The sequence below is a fragment of the Edaphosphingomonas haloaromaticamans genome (genome assembly GCF_001853345.1).
Taxonomy (GTDB): Bacteria; Pseudomonadota; Alphaproteobacteria; order Sphingomonadales; family Sphingomonadaceae; genus Sphingomonas_E; species Sphingomonas_E fennica.
The window spans coordinates 1,143,237-1,158,802 of record NZ_MIPT01000001.1 but is presented as its reverse complement, the minus strand read 5'-3'; the positions used below and the strand labels follow the sequence as shown (position 1 = coordinate 1,158,802).

At 63.3% G+C, this 15,566-nt stretch carries 17 protein-coding genes and 3 pseudogenes; 13 read left to right on the top strand and 7 right to left on the bottom strand.

Annotation, left to right across the window (positions count from 1 at the left end; translation table 11 throughout):
- Window positions 1–283 precede the first annotated feature (283 nt).
- The 7 genes and pseudogenes from BHE75_RS05460 to BHE75_RS05435 all read left to right on the top strand — a co-directional run bounded on the left by BHE75_RS05460 (window position 284) and on the right by BHE75_RS05435 (window position 4,358).
- Window positions 284–667, top strand: a complete 384-nt coding sequence (locus BHE75_RS05460; RefSeq protein WP_070932946.1) for an efflux RND transporter permease subunit — start codon at window positions 284–286, stop codon at window positions 665–667.
- A 70-nt stretch (window positions 668–737) separates the two neighbouring features.
- Window positions 738–889, top strand: a pseudogene (locus tag BHE75_RS23085) (integrase core domain-containing protein); the annotation flags it as partial.
- Window positions 890–1,039: 150 nt separating this feature from the next.
- Window positions 1,040–1,570: a helix-turn-helix domain-containing protein gene (locus tag BHE75_RS05455; protein ID WP_084653455.1), complete on the top strand. Its 531-nt coding sequence runs from the start codon at window positions 1,040–1,042 to the stop codon at window positions 1,568–1,570.
- Between the two features lie 54 nt (window positions 1,571–1,624).
- Window positions 1,625–1,969 carry a hypothetical protein gene (locus BHE75_RS05450; RefSeq protein ID WP_070935524.1) on the top strand — a complete coding sequence of 115 codons (345 nt, stop codon included), beginning with the start codon at window positions 1,625–1,627 and terminating at the stop codon, window positions 1,967–1,969.
- A gap of 49 nt (window positions 1,970–2,018) precedes the next feature.
- Window positions 2,019–2,456, top strand: a complete 438-nt coding sequence (locus tag BHE75_RS24380) for a hypothetical protein (RefSeq protein WP_070932942.1) — start codon at window positions 2,019–2,021, stop codon at window positions 2,454–2,456.
- Window positions 2,457–2,476: 20 nt separating this feature from the next.
- A complete protein-coding gene (locus BHE75_RS05440) occupies window positions 2,477–3,028 on the top strand; it encodes a JAB domain-containing protein (RefSeq protein ID WP_070932940.1) in 552 nt (183 codons plus the stop codon).
- 1,048 nt (window positions 3,029–4,076) lie between these two features.
- Complete coding sequence (locus tag BHE75_RS05435) at window positions 4,077–4,358, top strand: hypothetical protein (RefSeq protein ID WP_070932938.1); 282 nt, start codon at window positions 4,077–4,079, stop codon at window positions 4,356–4,358.
- 319 nt (window positions 4,359–4,677) lie between these two features.
- Here BHE75_RS05435 and BHE75_RS05430 read toward each other — a convergent pair.
- A pseudogene (locus BHE75_RS05430) lies at window positions 4,678–5,307 on the bottom strand (recombinase family protein); the annotation flags it as partial.
- 116 nt (window positions 5,308–5,423) lie between these two features.
- Here BHE75_RS05430 and BHE75_RS05425 point away from each other — a divergent pair.
- The 3 genes from BHE75_RS05425 (at window position 5,424) to BHE75_RS05415 (ending at window position 7,652) form a co-directional block, all read left to right on the top strand.
- Window positions 5,424–5,762 (top strand): hypothetical protein, encoded by a 339-nt coding sequence (locus BHE75_RS05425; RefSeq protein ID WP_070932936.1) that lies wholly within the window; start codon window positions 5,424–5,426, stop codon window positions 5,760–5,762.
- Between the two features lie 265 nt (window positions 5,763–6,027).
- On the top strand, window positions 6,028–6,372 hold the full coding sequence (locus BHE75_RS05420; protein ID WP_070932933.1) for a helix-turn-helix domain-containing protein: 345 nt from the start codon (window positions 6,028–6,030) through the stop codon (window positions 6,370–6,372).
- Window positions 6,372–7,652 carry a type II toxin-antitoxin system HipA family toxin gene (locus BHE75_RS05415; RefSeq protein WP_070932931.1) on the top strand — a complete coding sequence of 427 codons (1,281 nt, stop codon included), beginning with the start codon at window positions 6,372–6,374 and terminating at the stop codon, window positions 7,650–7,652. The genes BHE75_RS05420 and BHE75_RS05415 overlap by 1 nt, the downstream gene beginning before the upstream one ends.
- Before the next feature lie 629 nt (window positions 7,653–8,281).
- Here the strand turns inward: BHE75_RS05415 and BHE75_RS05410 are convergent.
- Together BHE75_RS05410 and BHE75_RS05405 are read right to left on the bottom strand one after the other, a co-directional pair.
- The gene (locus BHE75_RS05410; RefSeq protein WP_070932929.1) at window positions 8,282–9,097 is read right to left on the bottom strand and encodes a hypothetical protein; all 816 of its coding nucleotides are present in this window, start codon (window positions 9,095–9,097) and stop codon (window positions 8,282–8,284) included.
- A 194-nt stretch (window positions 9,098–9,291) separates the two neighbouring features.
- Window positions 9,292–9,654 carry a hypothetical protein gene (locus tag BHE75_RS05405; protein WP_139181649.1) on the bottom strand — a complete coding sequence of 121 codons (363 nt, stop codon included), beginning with the start codon at window positions 9,652–9,654 and terminating at the stop codon, window positions 9,292–9,294.
- Window positions 9,655–9,727: 73 nt separating this feature from the next.
- Here BHE75_RS05405 and BHE75_RS23080 point away from each other — a divergent pair.
- Window positions 9,728–9,931, top strand: a pseudogene (locus tag BHE75_RS23080) (transposase); the annotation flags it as partial.
- On the opposite strand, the gene BHE75_RS05400 reads toward BHE75_RS23080, so the two are convergent.
- The 4 genes from BHE75_RS05400 to BHE75_RS05385 all read right to left on the bottom strand — a co-directional run bounded on the left by BHE75_RS05400 (window position 9,900) and on the right by BHE75_RS05385 (window position 13,465).
- Window positions 9,900–10,490, bottom strand: coding sequence for an STN domain-containing protein (locus BHE75_RS05400; protein WP_070932926.1), 591 nt, complete (start codon window positions 10,488–10,490; stop codon window positions 9,900–9,902). The pseudogene BHE75_RS23080 and the gene BHE75_RS05400 sit on opposite strands and share 32 nt — an antisense overlap.
- Window positions 10,491–10,569: 79 nt before the next feature.
- Window positions 10,570–11,556: a FecR family protein gene (locus tag BHE75_RS05395; RefSeq protein ID WP_084652948.1), complete on the bottom strand. Its 987-nt coding sequence runs from the start codon at window positions 11,554–11,556 to the stop codon at window positions 10,570–10,572.
- Window positions 11,556–12,137, bottom strand: coding sequence for an RNA polymerase sigma factor (locus BHE75_RS05390; RefSeq protein WP_070932922.1), 582 nt, complete (start codon window positions 12,135–12,137; stop codon window positions 11,556–11,558). Before BHE75_RS05390 ends, BHE75_RS05395 begins: the two co-directional genes overlap by 1 nt.
- Window positions 12,138–12,541: 404 nt before the next feature.
- Complete coding sequence (locus BHE75_RS05385; RefSeq protein WP_070932919.1) at window positions 12,542–13,465, bottom strand: LysR family transcriptional regulator; 924 nt, start codon at window positions 13,463–13,465, stop codon at window positions 12,542–12,544.
- Window positions 13,466–13,600: 135 nt separating this feature from the next.
- Between BHE75_RS05385 and BHE75_RS05380 the strand changes: the two genes are divergently transcribed.
- Window positions 13,601–14,884 carry a serine hydrolase domain-containing protein gene (locus tag BHE75_RS05380; RefSeq protein WP_070935522.1) on the top strand — a complete coding sequence of 428 codons (1,284 nt, stop codon included), beginning with the start codon at window positions 13,601–13,603 and terminating at the stop codon, window positions 14,882–14,884.
- 23 nt (window positions 14,885–14,907) lie between these two features.
- Entirely contained in the window at window positions 14,908–15,540 is a 633-nt protein-coding gene (locus BHE75_RS05375; RefSeq protein ID WP_070932917.1) for an SRPBCC family protein, read from the top strand.
- The last annotated feature ends 26 nt before the right edge of the window (window positions 15,541–15,566 follow it).

The following is a 15,566-nucleotide window of genomic DNA, read 5'->3' as shown; positions in this document are numbered from 1 at the left end:
CTCAACACCACCGCATCCGCCTGCCGCCCTGCCATCGCTCATCTCCCCAAATGAATCCGGGTCAATGATACGGATTACAGTTCCGGGTGACTAGGTCGTGAACTCATAAAGTCGGTGCTGGCTGTTGGCGCGGCGCGCCGGTGCGCATTTCCGGCATCGCTGAAGAGACCGCGACGATCACATCGGGTCTAAAGGCCGGTGAGCACTTCGTGGCGATGGGCGCGCATATGCTGCACCAAGGGCAGGCCGTCCGCATCACGGCTCCCGTGGCTGGAGCGGCGCGATGAGCGAGCATACCCCTGCCACCCCTGCGTCCGAGAAGCGCGGCTTCAACCTCTCCGCGCTCGCGGCCCACGAGAGATCCATCACCCTGTTCTTCCTGATCGCGATCGTCGGCGCTGGGATCTTCTCGTTTCTGAGCCTTGGGCGCGCCGAAGATCCGAGCTTCACCATCAAGGTCATGACCGTGGTCACGGCATGGCCCGGCGCGACTGCGCAGGAGATGCAGGATCAGGTCGCCGAGCCGCTGGAAAAGCGGCTGCAGGAGCTGCGCTGGTATGACCGCAGCGAGACCTTCACCCGTCCCGGCCTAGCCTTCACCGCCCTGACGCTGCTCGACAAGACGCCGCCCCGCGAGGTGCAGGGGCAAATTCTATCAGGCACGTAGAAGCTGGGACACCCCCGCTCCTATCGCTCATGGGCGTCGTCATCCTCATCCACTTGTCGCCGCTCCTAACGAAAGCTTTAACGAATCGCTTCGAGACGAACCGCTCAGCAGCGAGATTTTCTACAGCCTCGCCGAGGCCAAGGTACTAATCGGGGCTTGGCGGCAGCACTATTTTACACCGTCCGCCCCCTCAGCAGCCTTGGCTACCGGCCCCCGGCTCCGGCGTCATGTGCCTATGAGGACACAGATTTAACAATTAGCCACGGATACACGACCGCTGCTTGCGGCCACCGCCCCCCTTCGCCTACCGGTGAGCGATATGGTTGCGGGCGCGTTAACAAAAAGTACGAAATTGGATCGCATGGCTGCCGGATGGATCGCGCTAGAATCGGAAATCTGACGCCCGGAATGCGGGCCTGCCTTACCCTGGTTCTCGAACATAAATCGTCCAAGCAGATAGCGATCGAGCTCGGTCTATCCCACCACACCGTCGATGATCGCATCAAGGAAGCCATGCGCATTCTGGGGGTTGGTTCCAGGATAGACGCGGCGAAGTGGGCCGCATTGCATCTCGATGATACCCCCCAAAGATTGGGGCACCAACCGACCGACCTTGCCGAAACAGCTGCCGCAGCCTCCCATGGCATCGACCAAACCGGAGCACGGTCCCAGGAGTTGCCTGAGCCGCAAGAGGGGGTCAGTGGAATGACCACCTCTCTGGATGCGAAGGCTGCCTGGCCGGTTCCCACACGGGGGAGGCCATATAATGACCTAGGCTTTTGGCAACGCGTGGGATGGATCATGGCAATCGCCGCCGGATCGATCCTGCTGCTGTATCTGCTGGTCCTCACCTTCGATGCGCTGGTGGCCAGCCTTATCATGCTGTCAGCCCGACTGGGCTGATCATCCGGACAACCGAGAATGCTGATCGCGCCGACGGCGCGAAAGGGGGGACTTATGCTCAAGGATCGTCGGAATGCCGCGCAGAAGATCGCTGACCAGCTGATGGCCAGCGAACGTTCAATCGATCTCGCTTTGGCCGACGTGGCGGGATTGACGGGCGCAATGCCCGCCGCCCGCATTGAGGCGAACATCGCCGCAGAGGTTGGACAGGAAGCTCTGGAACAAGCTGCGGAGGTTCTGGTGGCGCTCGTCTCCGCGCGCCGCAAGATCATCGCCACGCATCGCGAATTGGCGGGGGTGAAGGATCGCATTGGCCTCCGCGAGGTGGCACTGGGCGGTCTCGTGCCGAAAGAGGCAGCCGACGCCGGGGGCCTGCGCGTGGTTGCCCAGGCGGCCTGACCATAGGGGCCATGCTTGACGACCGCCCAATTTCCCCGGATCGTTAGGCATGGTCCATATGCTCATGTACCTGCTGGCGCTGCTGGTCGCGAGTGGATACGCGTTCTCGCGAGGCGGAACAGATGAGCGCTGTGGGGCGATCATTATAATCGCCGGATCCCTGCTCACATTGCCAGCTGGCGGTCTCAATCCGCGCTGGGAGGGAACACAGTATGCGATCCTTGCGATCGACATCGCCGCGCTTATCGCCTTCTTCCTTCTCGCTGCGCTCAGCGATCGGTTCTGGCCACTATGGATCACCGCATTCCACCTGGTCGCCGTGCTCACTCACGTCGCGACAATCACGAGTTCCGCCATTCTTCCCAAGGTTTACATGAACCTGCAGCCGATATGGGCCTATCCTATGCTCCTGACGCTCTGTCTGGGCAGTCGAACCTATTGGCTGGGGCATGGCCCACTCGAGGACGAGAGCGCCTCATCACGCTGATAGGCCTCGTCGAACCGGAGATGGCCCAAATTTTGGCCGATAGGCTTCTGGAATATTTCGGTTCGATATCCCGCGTTTTTTCCGCCAGTGGCTTTGCACAGGCCCGCGCGATGGGCGAGTGGCCGGAGGTGATCGAGATCCTGGCCGCGTGCCGTGAAGCCATGCTCGCTGCGGCAAGTGAGGAGGTGCGAGAACAGCCCGTCCTCGCCAACTGGTCAAGCCTGACCACCTATCTGCAAATCTCAATGTCCAGCCTGACATCGGAGCAGTTCCGGGCGCTGTTTCTGGACTGCCGTAACCGCCTGATCAGCGACGACATGATCTGGAATGGAACCCTAACGACAACCCATTTCAACGTGCGCGACATCATCGTCCGATCGATCGACATATGCGCGGCGGCCGTCATCGTCGCCCACAACCACCCATCTGGCGACGCCACACCCAGCCGGGCGGATATCATCGCTACCCGAATGTTGTCGCAGGCGCTCTCTACGGTAGACGTCAATCTGCATGACCATGTGATTGTGTGTCGAGGTCAGTCATATAGCTTAAAAGGCAATGGCTTGATGTAGAGATCGACAAGGGGCAGGCGATTGACCCGCAGATCAAAGACATGGTCTGGACCGCTCTCAACAGCCTGGACACGGCTGCCCCGCGCGAGCGCATGCTGACCGGCCTTGCCCTGCTCCTCCAATCAACGGGCTCAAGACAACCCTCCAAGGTGACTATGGCATGCGGGCGTCTTCGACGATACGGGCCTGGACGGTCATCGTGTGATGCAATGCTTCCCGCTCCCCCCGCAGGCGTTCGGTGGCGGTGCGAACTGCCTCGGCCCTTGTCGCCATTTCCTCGAATCGTCGGGAAACATCCGGCGGTATCGTCGAGACGGTCGAAGTCAAAACCGACGCCCCGCGCTTCGCGGATCAGCCGGTCGATATCCCGAAGCGCGTCGGCGATCCGGTCAGGGTCGAGAAATCGAGTCGGTCGAGTTGCTTGCCTAACCCCCCGCGATCATCGTCGCTTCGTTCTGAAGCGACCGGATCTGGTTATTGATCTGGGTCAGCGCGCGGGCTGCCTGCAGGATGTTCTAGGCGTAATTGGCGGAATCGAAGACCGGAGTGCCTGAACGGGCGATGCAAGAAGGAGCGATCCAACGATGGAGGGCGCGGCTGTAGCGAGCAGGCTTGCCAGGAGGTTGCGGTTCATTGTCCGTCTCCGGTGGTAGGGAACTGGTCGAGGAGATGGCCATACGCTCGACGTTGATGCGATGATCGAAAAGGTCTCATCAGGCTAGCACTCGAGCAATGCTGCCAAGAAGGCGCTACGCGCCCACATCGACCATTACACCCCCATCGATTTCGACCTCTGGCAGCTTACCAACGGCCATGACCTCATCGCGGCTCTGGGCATCGCTTTGCAGAGCCGCGTCGGAGACTGGCTCGTGCCGCAAGCGAAGCGATCGGAGGTCGAGAAGCACCTGCGACTGACCTTCGACCATGCCGATTTCAAGGCAAGCGGCTTGGCCGAAAAAATCAGAGACTGGGGGGAGATTCGACGACAGCTTGGGTTATTAAGAAAAGTAGCCTAGGCGCACCGGCGATTACAGGAAACGGATTAGGCGTGGCCAACAATATTCAGATCTTCTGCAAACTCGAGAACACAGCGGAGAACGGCGAGGCAGTTACGGCCAAAATCAAGGGGTTGGGCAGCTGGGCGCGTGTCAGCACGAGCTTCTGGTATATCGACTCGGCTCTCACGGCCTCGGAGGCACGCGACCAGATCGCGCCCCTGCTCAAAACCGATGACTGTCTTTTCGTCGTGAACGCTTCTACCGGGCAAGCGGCTTGGAAAGGCTTGTCTGATAAGGTCCCCGCTTTCGTTAAATCACACTGGAACAGCTGAAGTGTTGCCCTACGCTGCCGTGTGCGCAGGTCTCTCAGACGATGCCGAAGGCAGGCCAAACTCTTTATGCGGATGAGGCCGAACGCCTGACAACGACGGGGCTGGCGTACATGCGCGACCTTTTCGATCGCTATTGATGGGGCCTCATTCTAGTCGGCATTCCAGGGATCGAGACGCGGATGGATCGATACCCGCAGCTTTTCAGTCGGGTTCTCGCCACTCTGATCGTAGCCGATTAATCAAGCCAAGCACACGCGCAAGACCGTGTCCGTACCGGTCCCGCGACATTTAGGCCGTGGACTCGTAAGCGCGAAGCCACAGTCGTATTGACGCGATCCGTCTGGATGCTCTTCTGCTCGCCGCGTTCGAGTCCGCCCTTGATCGATCCGGACTGATCCACAAGGACGCGCCGCAGCCCGAACCCGGCCGGGCCGCCCTGCCTGAAGCCGAGCTCGATTAGCCGGCATTGACCGGCGAAGACCTTGGCGGACAACTCCCGGCTATATTCGCCGGCCATGGCGCGCTTGACGCCCTTGACGATCGTCGAGATCGGGCTGCCGTCATTCTCGAATTGCTCGGCGCAGTAGTGGACGGCGATTCCTGCACGGCGGCAGATATATTCGTAATAGGCGCTCTCGTCGGCATCCTGGAAGCGACCCCAGCGGCTGACGTCGTAGACGAGGATCGCCTTGAAGTCGGTCGTTCCCGCGCCGACGTCCTCGATGAGGCGCTTGAGCGCGTCGCGGCCGTCGATCCGGAGACCGCTCTTGCCTTCGTCGGCATAGGTCCGGACGATCTCGAAGCCGCGTGCCGTGGCGTAGTGACGGATGGCCTCCGCCTGGTTCTCGGTCGAATAGCGCTGATGGTCGGTAGACATCCGGACATACTCGGCGGCGCGAACCACCGTCGCTTCATCGGAATGCCGGTTCTGCTCCTCTAGCCGACTCACCAGGCACCGACCTCACTGTTCATCGTGCGGCGGGTACCCGACGATTTCCATGAGATTGCGCGAGCGCAGGACGTCCGCCCGCACGGTGAGCGACATAGCGGGAAAGGGCCGGAAAGATGTTTCCGAAAACGGGCAACAAATTACATTCCGAGAGCGGCGAGGCCGGCCTGGCGATTATGATATCGCAGGCGCTGATTGCCGAACTGGGCGCAAGCCACAGGGCTACGAAGACTGCGATGAAGTGGACGGGGGCGAGCGAGCGCACGGTCAAGCACTGGCTGGCGGCAACCCATGTGCCGAAGGGCGACCACTTGGTATCGCTGGCCCGTCATTCCGACGAGGTGCTGAGGGCCATTCTCGTGGCAGCCGGTCGCGGGCATTTGCGCATCGCGCTGGACCTGGGCACCGTCCGGCTCAAGCTGCTTGAGCTGGCGTCGCTGCTGGAAGGGGGCTGAGCCGGCCACTCCGGGCACGACCATCCTTGGCTCCGGGTCGGCGATAGCCCGCGCGTTACGCCAAGTTCGCCGGCCCTTTGGCGGGGAAGTGTATGGAAGTGCCCGCTCGGCGCCGAGACCTCCTCCCCGCTCCCGGGATGTTGGCGACCCAAAATGAGCGGAATTCCGCTCCTAGTAGCCTGAAAGAGCGGTATTGCGCTTGCCTTTTCGCTCTCGATGAAATAGCGGAATGACGCTTATTTGTGAAAAACGAGCGGAATTTCGGATGAATGCCGAGATACTGAAGCAGCTGGGCGACGATCTGCGGAACGCCCGCCGCGCCCGCGGGCTGACGCAACCCGAGCTCGCGAGCCGACTGGGGCGCGATCGCGCGCGCATTTCCGAACTGGAACGCGGCCTGCGCAACAATCGCGCCAGCCGTGACCGGCTGACGCTCGTAGCCGAGATTTGCGATGCCCTCGGCTTGGTGCCGCTATTGGTGCCGGCGGCCCGCGCGGCCGAAGTGCGCGCACTGATCGCGCCGCAGCAGGTTACGCGCGGCGGGAACACCACGGGATCGGCCTTCGAGGACGTCTTCGTCGATCTCTCCGACGAAAACGGAGATGATTGATGGCAACCGCCGCTGTCCTTGGCGTTCATCTGCTCGGGCCGAAGGACCAGGTGACGCGGGTGGGCACGCTCACCCGCGACCGCGATGGCGCGACCTCGTTCGTCGTTGACGAAGCCTATCTGCGCGATCCCGCCCGGCCGGTCTTTAGTCTCAGCTGGGTCGTCCCGGGCGACGATGAACAGACCCGGGCGCGGCTCGCCGACCGCGGCAACAAGATCGGCCTGCACGGCTTCCTGCCGCCCTGGTTCTCCGGCCTCCTGCCCGAAGGCGCGCTGCGCGAATTGGTGATGGCCGAGATGGGGCCCGGCAATCACGACCAGTTCGACCTGCTGCTGCGGCTCGGCGGCGACCTGCCGGGGGCGGTGCTGGTCGTACCCGAAACCGGCACGCCGGATTCGGCCGGGCCGTTGCGGCTGGAGCGCATCCACGGCTTCGAAACCCCGCGGCCGGAAGGCATCGTCAAGTTCTCGCTGGCCGGCGTGCAACTCAAGTTCGTTGCCCAGGCTGATGGCGAACGGCTGACGGTTCCGGGCCGGATGGGCACCGGCCGCTGCATCCTCAAAGTTCCGAGCGAGCGCTATCCCGGGTTGCCGGAGGCTGAGTTCGCCGCGATGCAGCTGACACGCAGCATCGGCGTCGAGACCGCCGATTGCCGGCTGGTGCCGGCCGATGCCGTCGACGGCATTCCGGCGGAGTTGCTCGCCCACGGCTCATCGGTCCTGGTGGTCGATCGTTTTGACCGAGAGCCCGGCGGCGATCGCACGCACATCGAGGACGCGGGCCAGATCGTCGGTGCGACCGGCGAGCGCAAATACNCGANGGCGACCACCGAGACGGTGCTGAACATGATCCGGCGTTTCAGCACCGACTGGCGCGCCGACGTGCTCCAGGGCTTGCGCCGCGTGGTCGCCGACGTCCTGATCGGCAACGGCGACAACCATCTCAAGAACTGGTCGTTCATTTTCCCGCGGCCGGGCGAGATCCGCCTGTCGCCAGCCTACGACATCGTGCCGACGGTGCTATACCAACCAAACGACACCCTCGCGCTGCGTTTCGTCGGAACGCATGCCTTCGCCACCGTGAACGGCCACAGGATCCGCCGGGTCGCGACCTATCTTGGCCTTGATCCGGACTGGATCGAGGCGGAGATGCGCGGCGTGGTCCGGCTGGCGCTCGATCGCTGGCCGGAGGAGGCGCCTGCTTTGCTCGGCGAGCACCGTGCAACGGCATTTCTTGCCCGGCTCGAGACCCTGGCGCTCGTCCAGGAGGCGCTCGGCTGACGCCGATGGGGAAGCCTCCAAAATCTTGAAATGTATCGTGGGTTCGAATACCATGGTGGGAACCGAACTGAGCCGACAAGTGCCGGTTTTCAGGCGGAAAAGTCCCCATGGTACTTTTCGTGGTATCCGGCGGGCGAGGACGAACTTGGGCTGTTGTAAATCAAGCTCTTAGCGCCTGGGTTCGAATCCCTCCCGCTCCGCCAAAATCCTTTGTTTTCATTGGACATTATTAGAATTTTTCCAGGGCAACCCCGTTTCGACAGTGGAAGATTGCGGTAGAGCGTGGGCGTTTGTGGACGAATTGAGGCTGACCTCATTTTCCGCGCAGCCTTCTCGGCAATCACGAACGAGTGGGCCGAACGCGAGGGCAAAGATCATGATCGCCAGATCATCGATCTGATGTTCGCGCATCTTCCGGCGGCAAAGGTCGAAGGCGCCTACGATCACGCGGCCTACATGCCACGCCGTCGGAACTTAGCGACGGTCTGGGCGGCGATGTTGAGCGATGGGCTGCCCGATCCCTTAGTACTGCTCGATAGGCCAGCGAAGCAGGTCGCTAACATCAGCCGTCGTCGCGTTCCGCCGCCGGTGGGAAGCGATTTTCGTTTTCCAGCCCGGAGACGGGCGGCCTAAGACAAATCCTTGCAGAAGCGGCGTCCGCCAGGATAGCTGAGCAGCGCGCGGAGCTCCCGTCCAGTCCGCAGGCTTGCACGCGCTGTAGCATCGTCGGGCGGGCTCATCCCCTCGATCGAGATGAACAAGGTCGAAAGCGACGTTTTGCTCGGCCGCCAGAGTTTGGGTGTACCAGCAACAAGCCAATCAGGCGCGCCATCCTTCAAAATCATTGTGTCCAAGTAGATTGCTGGTCCTGGGAACCCACCCTTTTTGCCAGAGCTTTCGGCCTCGTAGGCGCGGGTGAATGCGAAATTCGCCTGCAAGGCTGGAGCGATGTCGAAGACCCGCCTCACGGGGCGCGCGCGTTTCACAGCTTCGTCTCGATCGATCTCGCCACTAGCCAGGGCATCGATGATCGCGGTGTGCTCCTCTTCCTGTGCGACGATGCCCGCCCGCGCGCCCTTCGCCCTCAGCCCGACTGCGATCACCGCACGCAGGCCAAGACCGCCGCTACGATTGTCGGCATCGGTTGCTTCCCGATACAGTTTCCAACACCGTTGAATGAACAGCCACGCCTTATCGCTGCGCGGCTCTTCGATGTTGGTTTGCACTGCCGCTCCATCGTTGATTACGAGCGTGGGAAACATCGTGGTGCTGTTCTCTCGCACGATACGCTGGAACGCCCGCAACCTCTTAATCGGTTTGTCCGCACGAAAATCAGCGGGATCGAAACATGCCTCTTCGATTTCCGAACCATAGGCGTAAAGGTCGAACCAAGCCGCTATAGTGACGATCGCGGTTGAACCTGACCTACGCCTCGGGTCGCTCATCAGGGTTCAACCTCGTCGGCTGAAAGACCCTCAATCAAGATCCTGAAGCTTTCTGCGTCGACCTGTGGCGTTGCATTACGCCGTGCAAGCCACTCGTCCGGAAGTCCGGCAATGGCTCTGAACCGCGGATAGAAGTCCCTCCGACGATCTGGATCAAGTGCGTCGAGAGCTAGGGCGTGAACCCATAAATCGGACTATGGCAAGGGGACCTGTTGAACGAATTTTTGCCAGCGCTTCTCCAGTTTCTGGATCATCATTGCTTCGGTTGTTCGGACGTCATCGATTGATTTGAGCCACTTATCGAAGGCCTTTTTGACGAAGGCCTGACCGGTCTCGTTCAACTCGGACCATTTGATCACGAGATCGGGCGTGCGGCTAACAGTGCTTTTGCCGGGGGTCAGCCCTTTGGCCACCAGTAGTTCTGCAAAAACATACAGACTTGTCGAAACATGGCGGTGCCATTCGCCATCGTCGGGAATCTGGTTGCCGTTCGCGTCATATGAACTGACCGGAACGCTCAGCATTGCCGGGACATCAATCACTTTAAAATCTGTCATTGGCACCTCATTGCCGTAGGCTTTTCCAACTTAGGGCCTTTAGCTCGACGAAGGAATCTGATTCAGGCTCTATATGAGCCGATATGATCTGACTGACTTTGAGTGGCGCGTGATCAAGCCACTTTTGCCGAACAAGCCGCGAGGCGTGCCGCGCGTAGATGATCGCCGTGTCCTGAACGGCATCTTCTGGGTGCTACGATCCGGTGCGCCGTGGCGCGACCTGCCGGAGCGCTATGGCCCGCGAACTACCTGCTACAACCGCTTCGCGCGCTGGCAGACCCGCCGCCGACATTGCCGCCGATGCTTGCCGGCACGTTGAACCCGACGCCGGGATTCTGTCCCCCGCCGAAGCTCTGGGGAACGCTGCGTGCAACGTCGCCCAGGTCTGACTGCCCTGCATTCCTGATCGCTTGCTCGCCGAGGGTGATCACGGGAGAAGCGACGGGGGCTCCGCGGATCCGAGAGCCGGTGACCACGATCTCGCCCTCCGCCTGGTCGTCGCTTGAAGTGCGGCCGGATTGGGCGCGCTCGATCAGCAACCCGTCTCCGACCCGGCGGGCGACAAGGCCGGAGCCGGCGAGAAGCGCGTCGACGACTTCCTGGACCGGATAGGTGCCGCGAACGGCCGGCGCGGTTCTGCCGCGCAGAAGCTCCGCAGGCGCGACGATGTTCCGGCCGGATCGCGTTGAAACCTCGCGAAGCGATTGGGTGAGCGGCTGGGCGGGGAGGTCGTAGGTCAGCTGCCGCTCTTGGGCGGCAACCGCAGGACTGATCGGCACGGAGAGCGCGGCGACGGAATTGGACAGAGCAAGCGCGACCTTCGGAACAATCGACATTCGTGTCTCCCCCTTGCGCACGCCTTGATGGCGTTGCTTGGGGGGCTTCGACCCGACCGTGCGCGATTACCCTGGGAATTTATTTGGCGGCGGTCAGCATGAGGTTGCCGTCCTGGTTTCTCCGGACGCTCAGGCCGAACATCGATCCGATCATGTCGGCGAGTTGCGCCGGTTCGCCCGCCCTGAACGTGCCGGTGAAGCGGCGCTCTTCAACCTCCGGGTCGCCGAGGACGATCTGGGTCCGATTGTACCGGTTCGCCGATGCAACGACCTCGGCGAGCGGCACGTCTTCGAACGAGAGCATCCCCGAAGGCCAGCGGGTTTCCGCGGCTCTGATCGCGACCGGCGCTGTCACGGTTCGGGTATCGCCGAATGCGAGCTGCTGCCCCGGGCGCAGCATCGTCGACCTGGCGGGCGTGCCGGCGGCCGCCGGCTGCCGGACCTCCACTGACCCCTGCAGCAAGGACACGAGCGCTTGCCGTTCGCGCAGGTCGACATCGAACACGGTTCCGTGCGCCACGACCTCGCTCGTTCCGGCGACCACCACGAACGGCCGCCGCGCGTCATGGGCTACCTCGAACCGGGCTCGCCCTCGTTCGAGCCGCAATCGGCGCTGCCCGTCATTATAGTTCACGCGCACGACGCTGTTCGTGTCGAGCGTGACACGCGAACCGTCCTCCAGAGCGATCTCGCGGATTTCGCCGACCCGGCTCGCGAGCATGGCGGGTCCGTCCGTGCCGTTACGCATATTGTTCGTCAGGACGAGGCTACCGGCGGCCAGCACCAGCAACACGGCGGCTGCGACAACGGCAACCTTCATCCATGGATGCCGTGGCGCCGGCTGCGGGTCGCGCCGTGCTGCGGGCACTTGCGCGGCAAGCGCGGTGTCCTCCCAGCTGTCGAGAAGCGCATCATAGGTATCCGCATGACGGGGATCCGCGGCGTACCAATCCTCGAACTCGACGCGTTCCCGATCGGTCGGACCCGCACGAAGCCGGACGAGCCAGGCAATCGCCTGCTCGCGCACCGGATCAGGCGCGCCCGAGTCCAAACCTGGCGCTGCCATCAGCGCCTCAGGGCTCGATCAAGATAATCAATCGCCTTCGTCATGTGCCACTCGACGCCCTTGATGCTCAAGCCGGACCGTTCGGCGATCTGCCTGTAGCTCAATCCGTCGAGGCGATGGGCGAGGAATATCTCGCGGGTCTTCGGCTTCAGCCGCATCAGTGCGTTCTGGAGCCGGTTGAGCTTGTCGCGAGCCTCCAACGCTGCGACGAGATCGGCGCCGGCCAACGGAACGTCATCCGCAGGGACATGATGCGCGAGCGACCGTTGAAGCGCCGACTTGGCGCGGTCGCGCAGCAGATTCGTGGCGATCTGGTTGAGATAGGCTTCCGGACAATCGACGGTCTGTTCGCGGAGCGCCGCGGAGCTCGCGAACCGGACGAAGCTCTCATGCACCAAGTCTTTGGCGTCCTGCCGATCGGCGCGGCGGGCGAAATAGCGGAGCAGCCGCGGTCCATGCACGCGATAGAGGTCATCCAGGCCGATCGCATGGCGGACGACACGATCCTCAGGCGGAAGCGGGTCGTCGTCGCTGAGGCGCGGAACCGTGGCCGGCTTGAGGAGGCTGCCGATCAGGCGCATCGCCGCTGCCGGCCGAGAGCGACCAGCTTACCGGAGTCTGGAGTGCTTGCGCTGGAATTGCCGACCATGCCCGTTTGACCCACAAATGTGAGCGCACGCGGGCGAAAGCCGGGTGTTGAGAACATGCTTGAGACATGCGCCGATGCCTTTGGCCGCAAGCGGCTTGGACATGCGCGTCGGCCACCCGGCCGTAAGGGGGCGGATCTCTATTTCTCTCTCAAGCGAGGTTCTCACGCCTCGGCGCCACCCTCGTGGCGCTCTCTCAGATTAGCTGGAAGTGACCGATGCGCAACCCGTCGCATGGTTGGCGAGAAGCAATCCGATGATCCCGCCTGTTCGGCGAGCAATGTTCGTCGCTAGCTGCCAGCTCCGTTGTCGAGGCGGTGGCGGGTGAAAGCGGGCAGTCACTGGAACCCCTGCTCGTTCATCCGGAGCGACCCGATCTCCTTTACAAAATCGAGGAACGCCCGGACCTTGGCAGGCGGAAGATGTCGCGACGGATGGTAAGCGTAGAGCGGAAATGTCTCGTCGGACCAGTCGGCGAAGATCTCCACCAGTTCGCCACCGGCCAGCCAACGCTCGAGCCCGAGCGCTAGGCTCTGGAAGATACCCTGTCCTGCAAGGCAGGCCTCAACTGCCGTGGAGGGATCGTCCGTCGTTACGCGCCCCCGGACATCGACCTCGAACTCGTCGCCGTATCGGCCAAATCCCCAAGCAAAAGGGCGCCCCGTTTGTGGATCGCGGAACAGGATCGTTTCGTGCTCGACCAGTTCGTGCGGTGTTGAGGGGAGGCCGCGCCGGTCCAGATAGGCAGGCGCGGCACAGGTAATCACCCGCGTCTCCAATATCTTGCGTGCCACCAATGATGCGCCGTCCGGCGAACCGAAGCGGACAGCGATGTCAACGCCCGTCATCATCTCCTCGCGGTGATTGCTGACGACGAGGTCGAGCGAAAGCGCCGGGTAGCGACCGAGGAAACGCTGCAGATTCGGTGCCAGGACCATGCGCGCGAACCACGGATCGATGTTGACCCGGAGCTTGCCGGCCACCGTGGCGGCGGCGCCGGCCGCTTCGCCGGCCGCCTCCTCGATCCCGGCGAGTAGCGGCATGACCTGGCCGTAGAACCGGCGGCCCTCCTCGGTCAGCGTCGCGGTGCGCGGCGTGCGGTCGAACAAGCGAACGCCCACTCGCGCTTCCAGCCGGGCGACCGCGCGGCTGACGCCCGAGGGCGTGAGCCCCAGCGCTTCGCCTGCCCGGGCGAAATTCCCCGCCTCGACCACCGCCGCGAGGACGCCCACGCCGGTCAGTATCCGCGCATCGAAGGCCATTGGCACGCCTTACTATGATTTCGACGCACAGTAACATTGATCTTTATGCGCTCCAATCACTGTCGTGGGCGGCGTAGATGGGGTGCGGCCGCGAGCCGCAGATGCTCGCCGTCATCGAAAACGATGGAGGCTTCGATGCACGACATGAATCGCCGCGCCTTTCTCGCCCGTGGAGGCATGGCCGCCGCCGGTACGGCGCTTGCCGCCGTCCCGCACGCAGCAACGGCCCTCGTTCGACCCGCGCAGGGCGATTTTTCCGCCATCGACGCGGCGCTGGCGGGCGCGGTGAGCGACGGGAGCGTCCTGGGCGTCGCCGCCATGGCCGCAACGTCGGATGGGATCGTCTATCGGGGCACCGCTGGCAGGGCGAACCTCGAGACGGGCGCGCCGATGCGCGACGACAGCGTCTTCTGGCTGCTGTCGATGACGAAGGCATTCACCGCCACTGCGGCGATGCAGCTGATCGAGCAGGAACGGATGCGGCTCGACCAGCCGGCGGCCGAAATCCTGCCCGAGCTGGCCGCGCCGACGATCCTCGAGGGCTTCGACGCCGCGGGCCAGCCGATCCTGCGCCCGGCCAAGCGCCAGATTACGGTGCGCCACCTGCTGACTCACACCTCGGGCTACACCTACTCGATCTGGAGCGATGCGCTGACCCGCTACGAGGCGGCGACCGGCATGCCGGATATTGCCACCTGCAAGAACGCCGCCTTCACCGCGCCGCTCGAATTCGAGCCGGGCGAGCGCTGGGAATACGGCATCTCGATGGACTGGGTGGGCAAGCTGGTCGAGCAGGTCAGCGATCAGTCGCTCGAGGTCTATTTCCGCGAGAACATCTTCGCGCCGCTCGGCATGAAGGATTCGGGCTTCCTGATCGGCAGCGCGCAGAAGGCACGGCTCGCAGCCTTCGCGAACCGCCAGCCCGACGGCAGCCTCGCGCCCGCGCCGTTCGAAATGCCGCAGCGGCCCGAGTTCTTCATGGGCGGTGGCGGCGCGTTCAGCACGCCGCGCGACTACATGGCCTTCCTGCGGATGCTGCTCAACGGCGGCAGCCTCGATGGCGCACGCATCCTGCGGCCTGAAACGGTCGCGCAGATGATGATCAACCAGATCGGCGACCTTTCGGTCCACGAAATGCGTAGCGCCCAGCCGGGCTTTTCGAACAGTTTCGACGAGTTCCCCGGCCAACCGCACAAATGGGGCCTCTCGTTCGACATCAACACCGCGCCAGGGCCGAACGGCCGCGCGGCGGGGAGCATCAGCTGGGCCGGTCTGCTCAACTGCTATTTCTGGCTCGACCCGGTGAGTCAGGTGACCGGCGCGCTCTTCACCCAGATCCTCCCCTTCTACGACGATCGTGTCGTGGCGCTCTACGGCGCCTTCGAGCGTGGCCTCTATCGCGGCCTCGGCCGCATCTGACCTCCCGCGAAAGGAGAAGAACGATGCAGACTCCATTCGACACGATTCCGCCGACGCGGCTGCCGCGCCTCGCCAGGGTTGCCACGCTGGCCGGCGGGATAGCGCTCGCGGCACTCGCCGGAACCACACTCGCCGCTGCGACGGCACCCGAAGGGCAGATGGCCCGCGATCTCGCTACGCGCGACCGCGACATCCACTGGCCGGTAGGTTTCGAGCCCGAGAATGCGGACCTGTTCGCGCACAACGAGGCACTGCTCGACGTGCCGTGCGAGAGCGCATGGCGCCACATCGTCGATGTCGCCGCCTGGCCGAACTGGTATCCGAACGCCCGCAATGTGACGCCGCTCGATGGCGCCACCGAACTGGCGCCTGCCGTGCGCTGGCGCTGGACCACCTTCGGTCTCGCAATCGAGAGCCGCGTGCATGAGTTCGTGCCGGGCCGGCGGCTGGGCTGGTTCGGCGGCGCGTCGGGCGAAGCCCCTGCCTTCTACCACACCTGGCTGCTGAGGCCGGAGGGACGGGGCTGCCGCGTGGCGATGGACGAGGCGGGCATCGGTGCTGGCGCGGCCGCCTTCCGCGAGGCCGACGAAGGCCGGATGCATCGCGGCCATACGCTCTGGCTCGAAACCCTGCGCTGGATCTCCGCAGGCGGCTGAGCGCCCGCATCCCACCAACCTTCGAT

Excerpts from the sequence above, each read along its gene's own strand:
- BHE75_RS05460 (WP_070932946.1), top strand. The coding sequence starts at position 284 with ATGAGCGAGCATACCCCTGCCACCCCTGCGTCCGAGAAGCGCGGCTTC.
- BHE75_RS05455 (WP_084653455.1), top strand. The coding sequence starts at position 1,040 with ATGGATCGCGCTAGAATCGGAAATCTGACGCCCGGAATGCGGGCCTGC.
- BHE75_RS05450 (WP_070935524.1), top strand. The coding sequence starts at position 1,625 with ATGCTCAAGGATCGTCGGAATGCCGCGCAGAAGATCGCTGACCAGCTG.
- BHE75_RS24380 (WP_070932942.1), top strand. The coding sequence starts at position 2,019 with ATGGTCCATATGCTCATGTACCTGCTGGCGCTGCTGGTCGCGAGTGGA.
- BHE75_RS05440 (WP_070932940.1), top strand. The coding sequence starts at position 2,477 with ATGGCCCAAATTTTGGCCGATAGGCTTCTGGAATATTTCGGTTCGATA.
- BHE75_RS05425 (WP_070932936.1), top strand. The coding sequence starts at position 5,424 with ATGTTTCCGAAAACGGGCAACAAATTACATTCCGAGAGCGGCGAGGCC.
- BHE75_RS05420 (WP_070932933.1), top strand. The coding sequence starts at position 6,028 with ATGAATGCCGAGATACTGAAGCAGCTGGGCGACGATCTGCGGAACGCC.
- BHE75_RS05410 (WP_070932929.1), bottom strand. The coding sequence starts at position 9,097 with ATGAGCGACCCGAGGCGTAGGTCAGGTTCAACCGCGATCGTCACTATA.
- BHE75_RS05405 (WP_139181649.1), bottom strand. The coding sequence starts at position 9,654 with ATGACAGATTTTAAAGTGATTGATGTCCCGGCAATGCTGAGCGTTCCG.
- BHE75_RS05400 (WP_070932926.1), bottom strand. The coding sequence starts at position 10,490 with ATGTCGATTGTTCCGAAGGTCGCGCTTGCTCTGTCCAATTCCGTCGCC.
- BHE75_RS05395 (WP_084652948.1), bottom strand. The coding sequence starts at position 11,556 with ATGGCAGCGCCAGGTTTGGACTCGGGCGCGCCTGATCCGGTGCGCGAG.
- BHE75_RS05390 (WP_070932922.1), bottom strand. The coding sequence starts at position 12,137 with ATGCGCCTGATCGGCAGCCTCCTCAAGCCGGCCACGGTTCCGCGCCTC.
- BHE75_RS05385 (WP_070932919.1), bottom strand. The coding sequence starts at position 13,465 with ATGGCCTTCGATGCGCGGATACTGACCGGCGTGGGCGTCCTCGCGGCG.
- BHE75_RS05380 (WP_070935522.1), top strand. The coding sequence starts at position 13,601 with ATGCACGACATGAATCGCCGCGCCTTTCTCGCCCGTGGAGGCATGGCC.
- BHE75_RS05375 (WP_070932917.1), top strand. The coding sequence starts at position 14,908 with ATGCAGACTCCATTCGACACGATTCCGCCGACGCGGCTGCCGCGCCTC.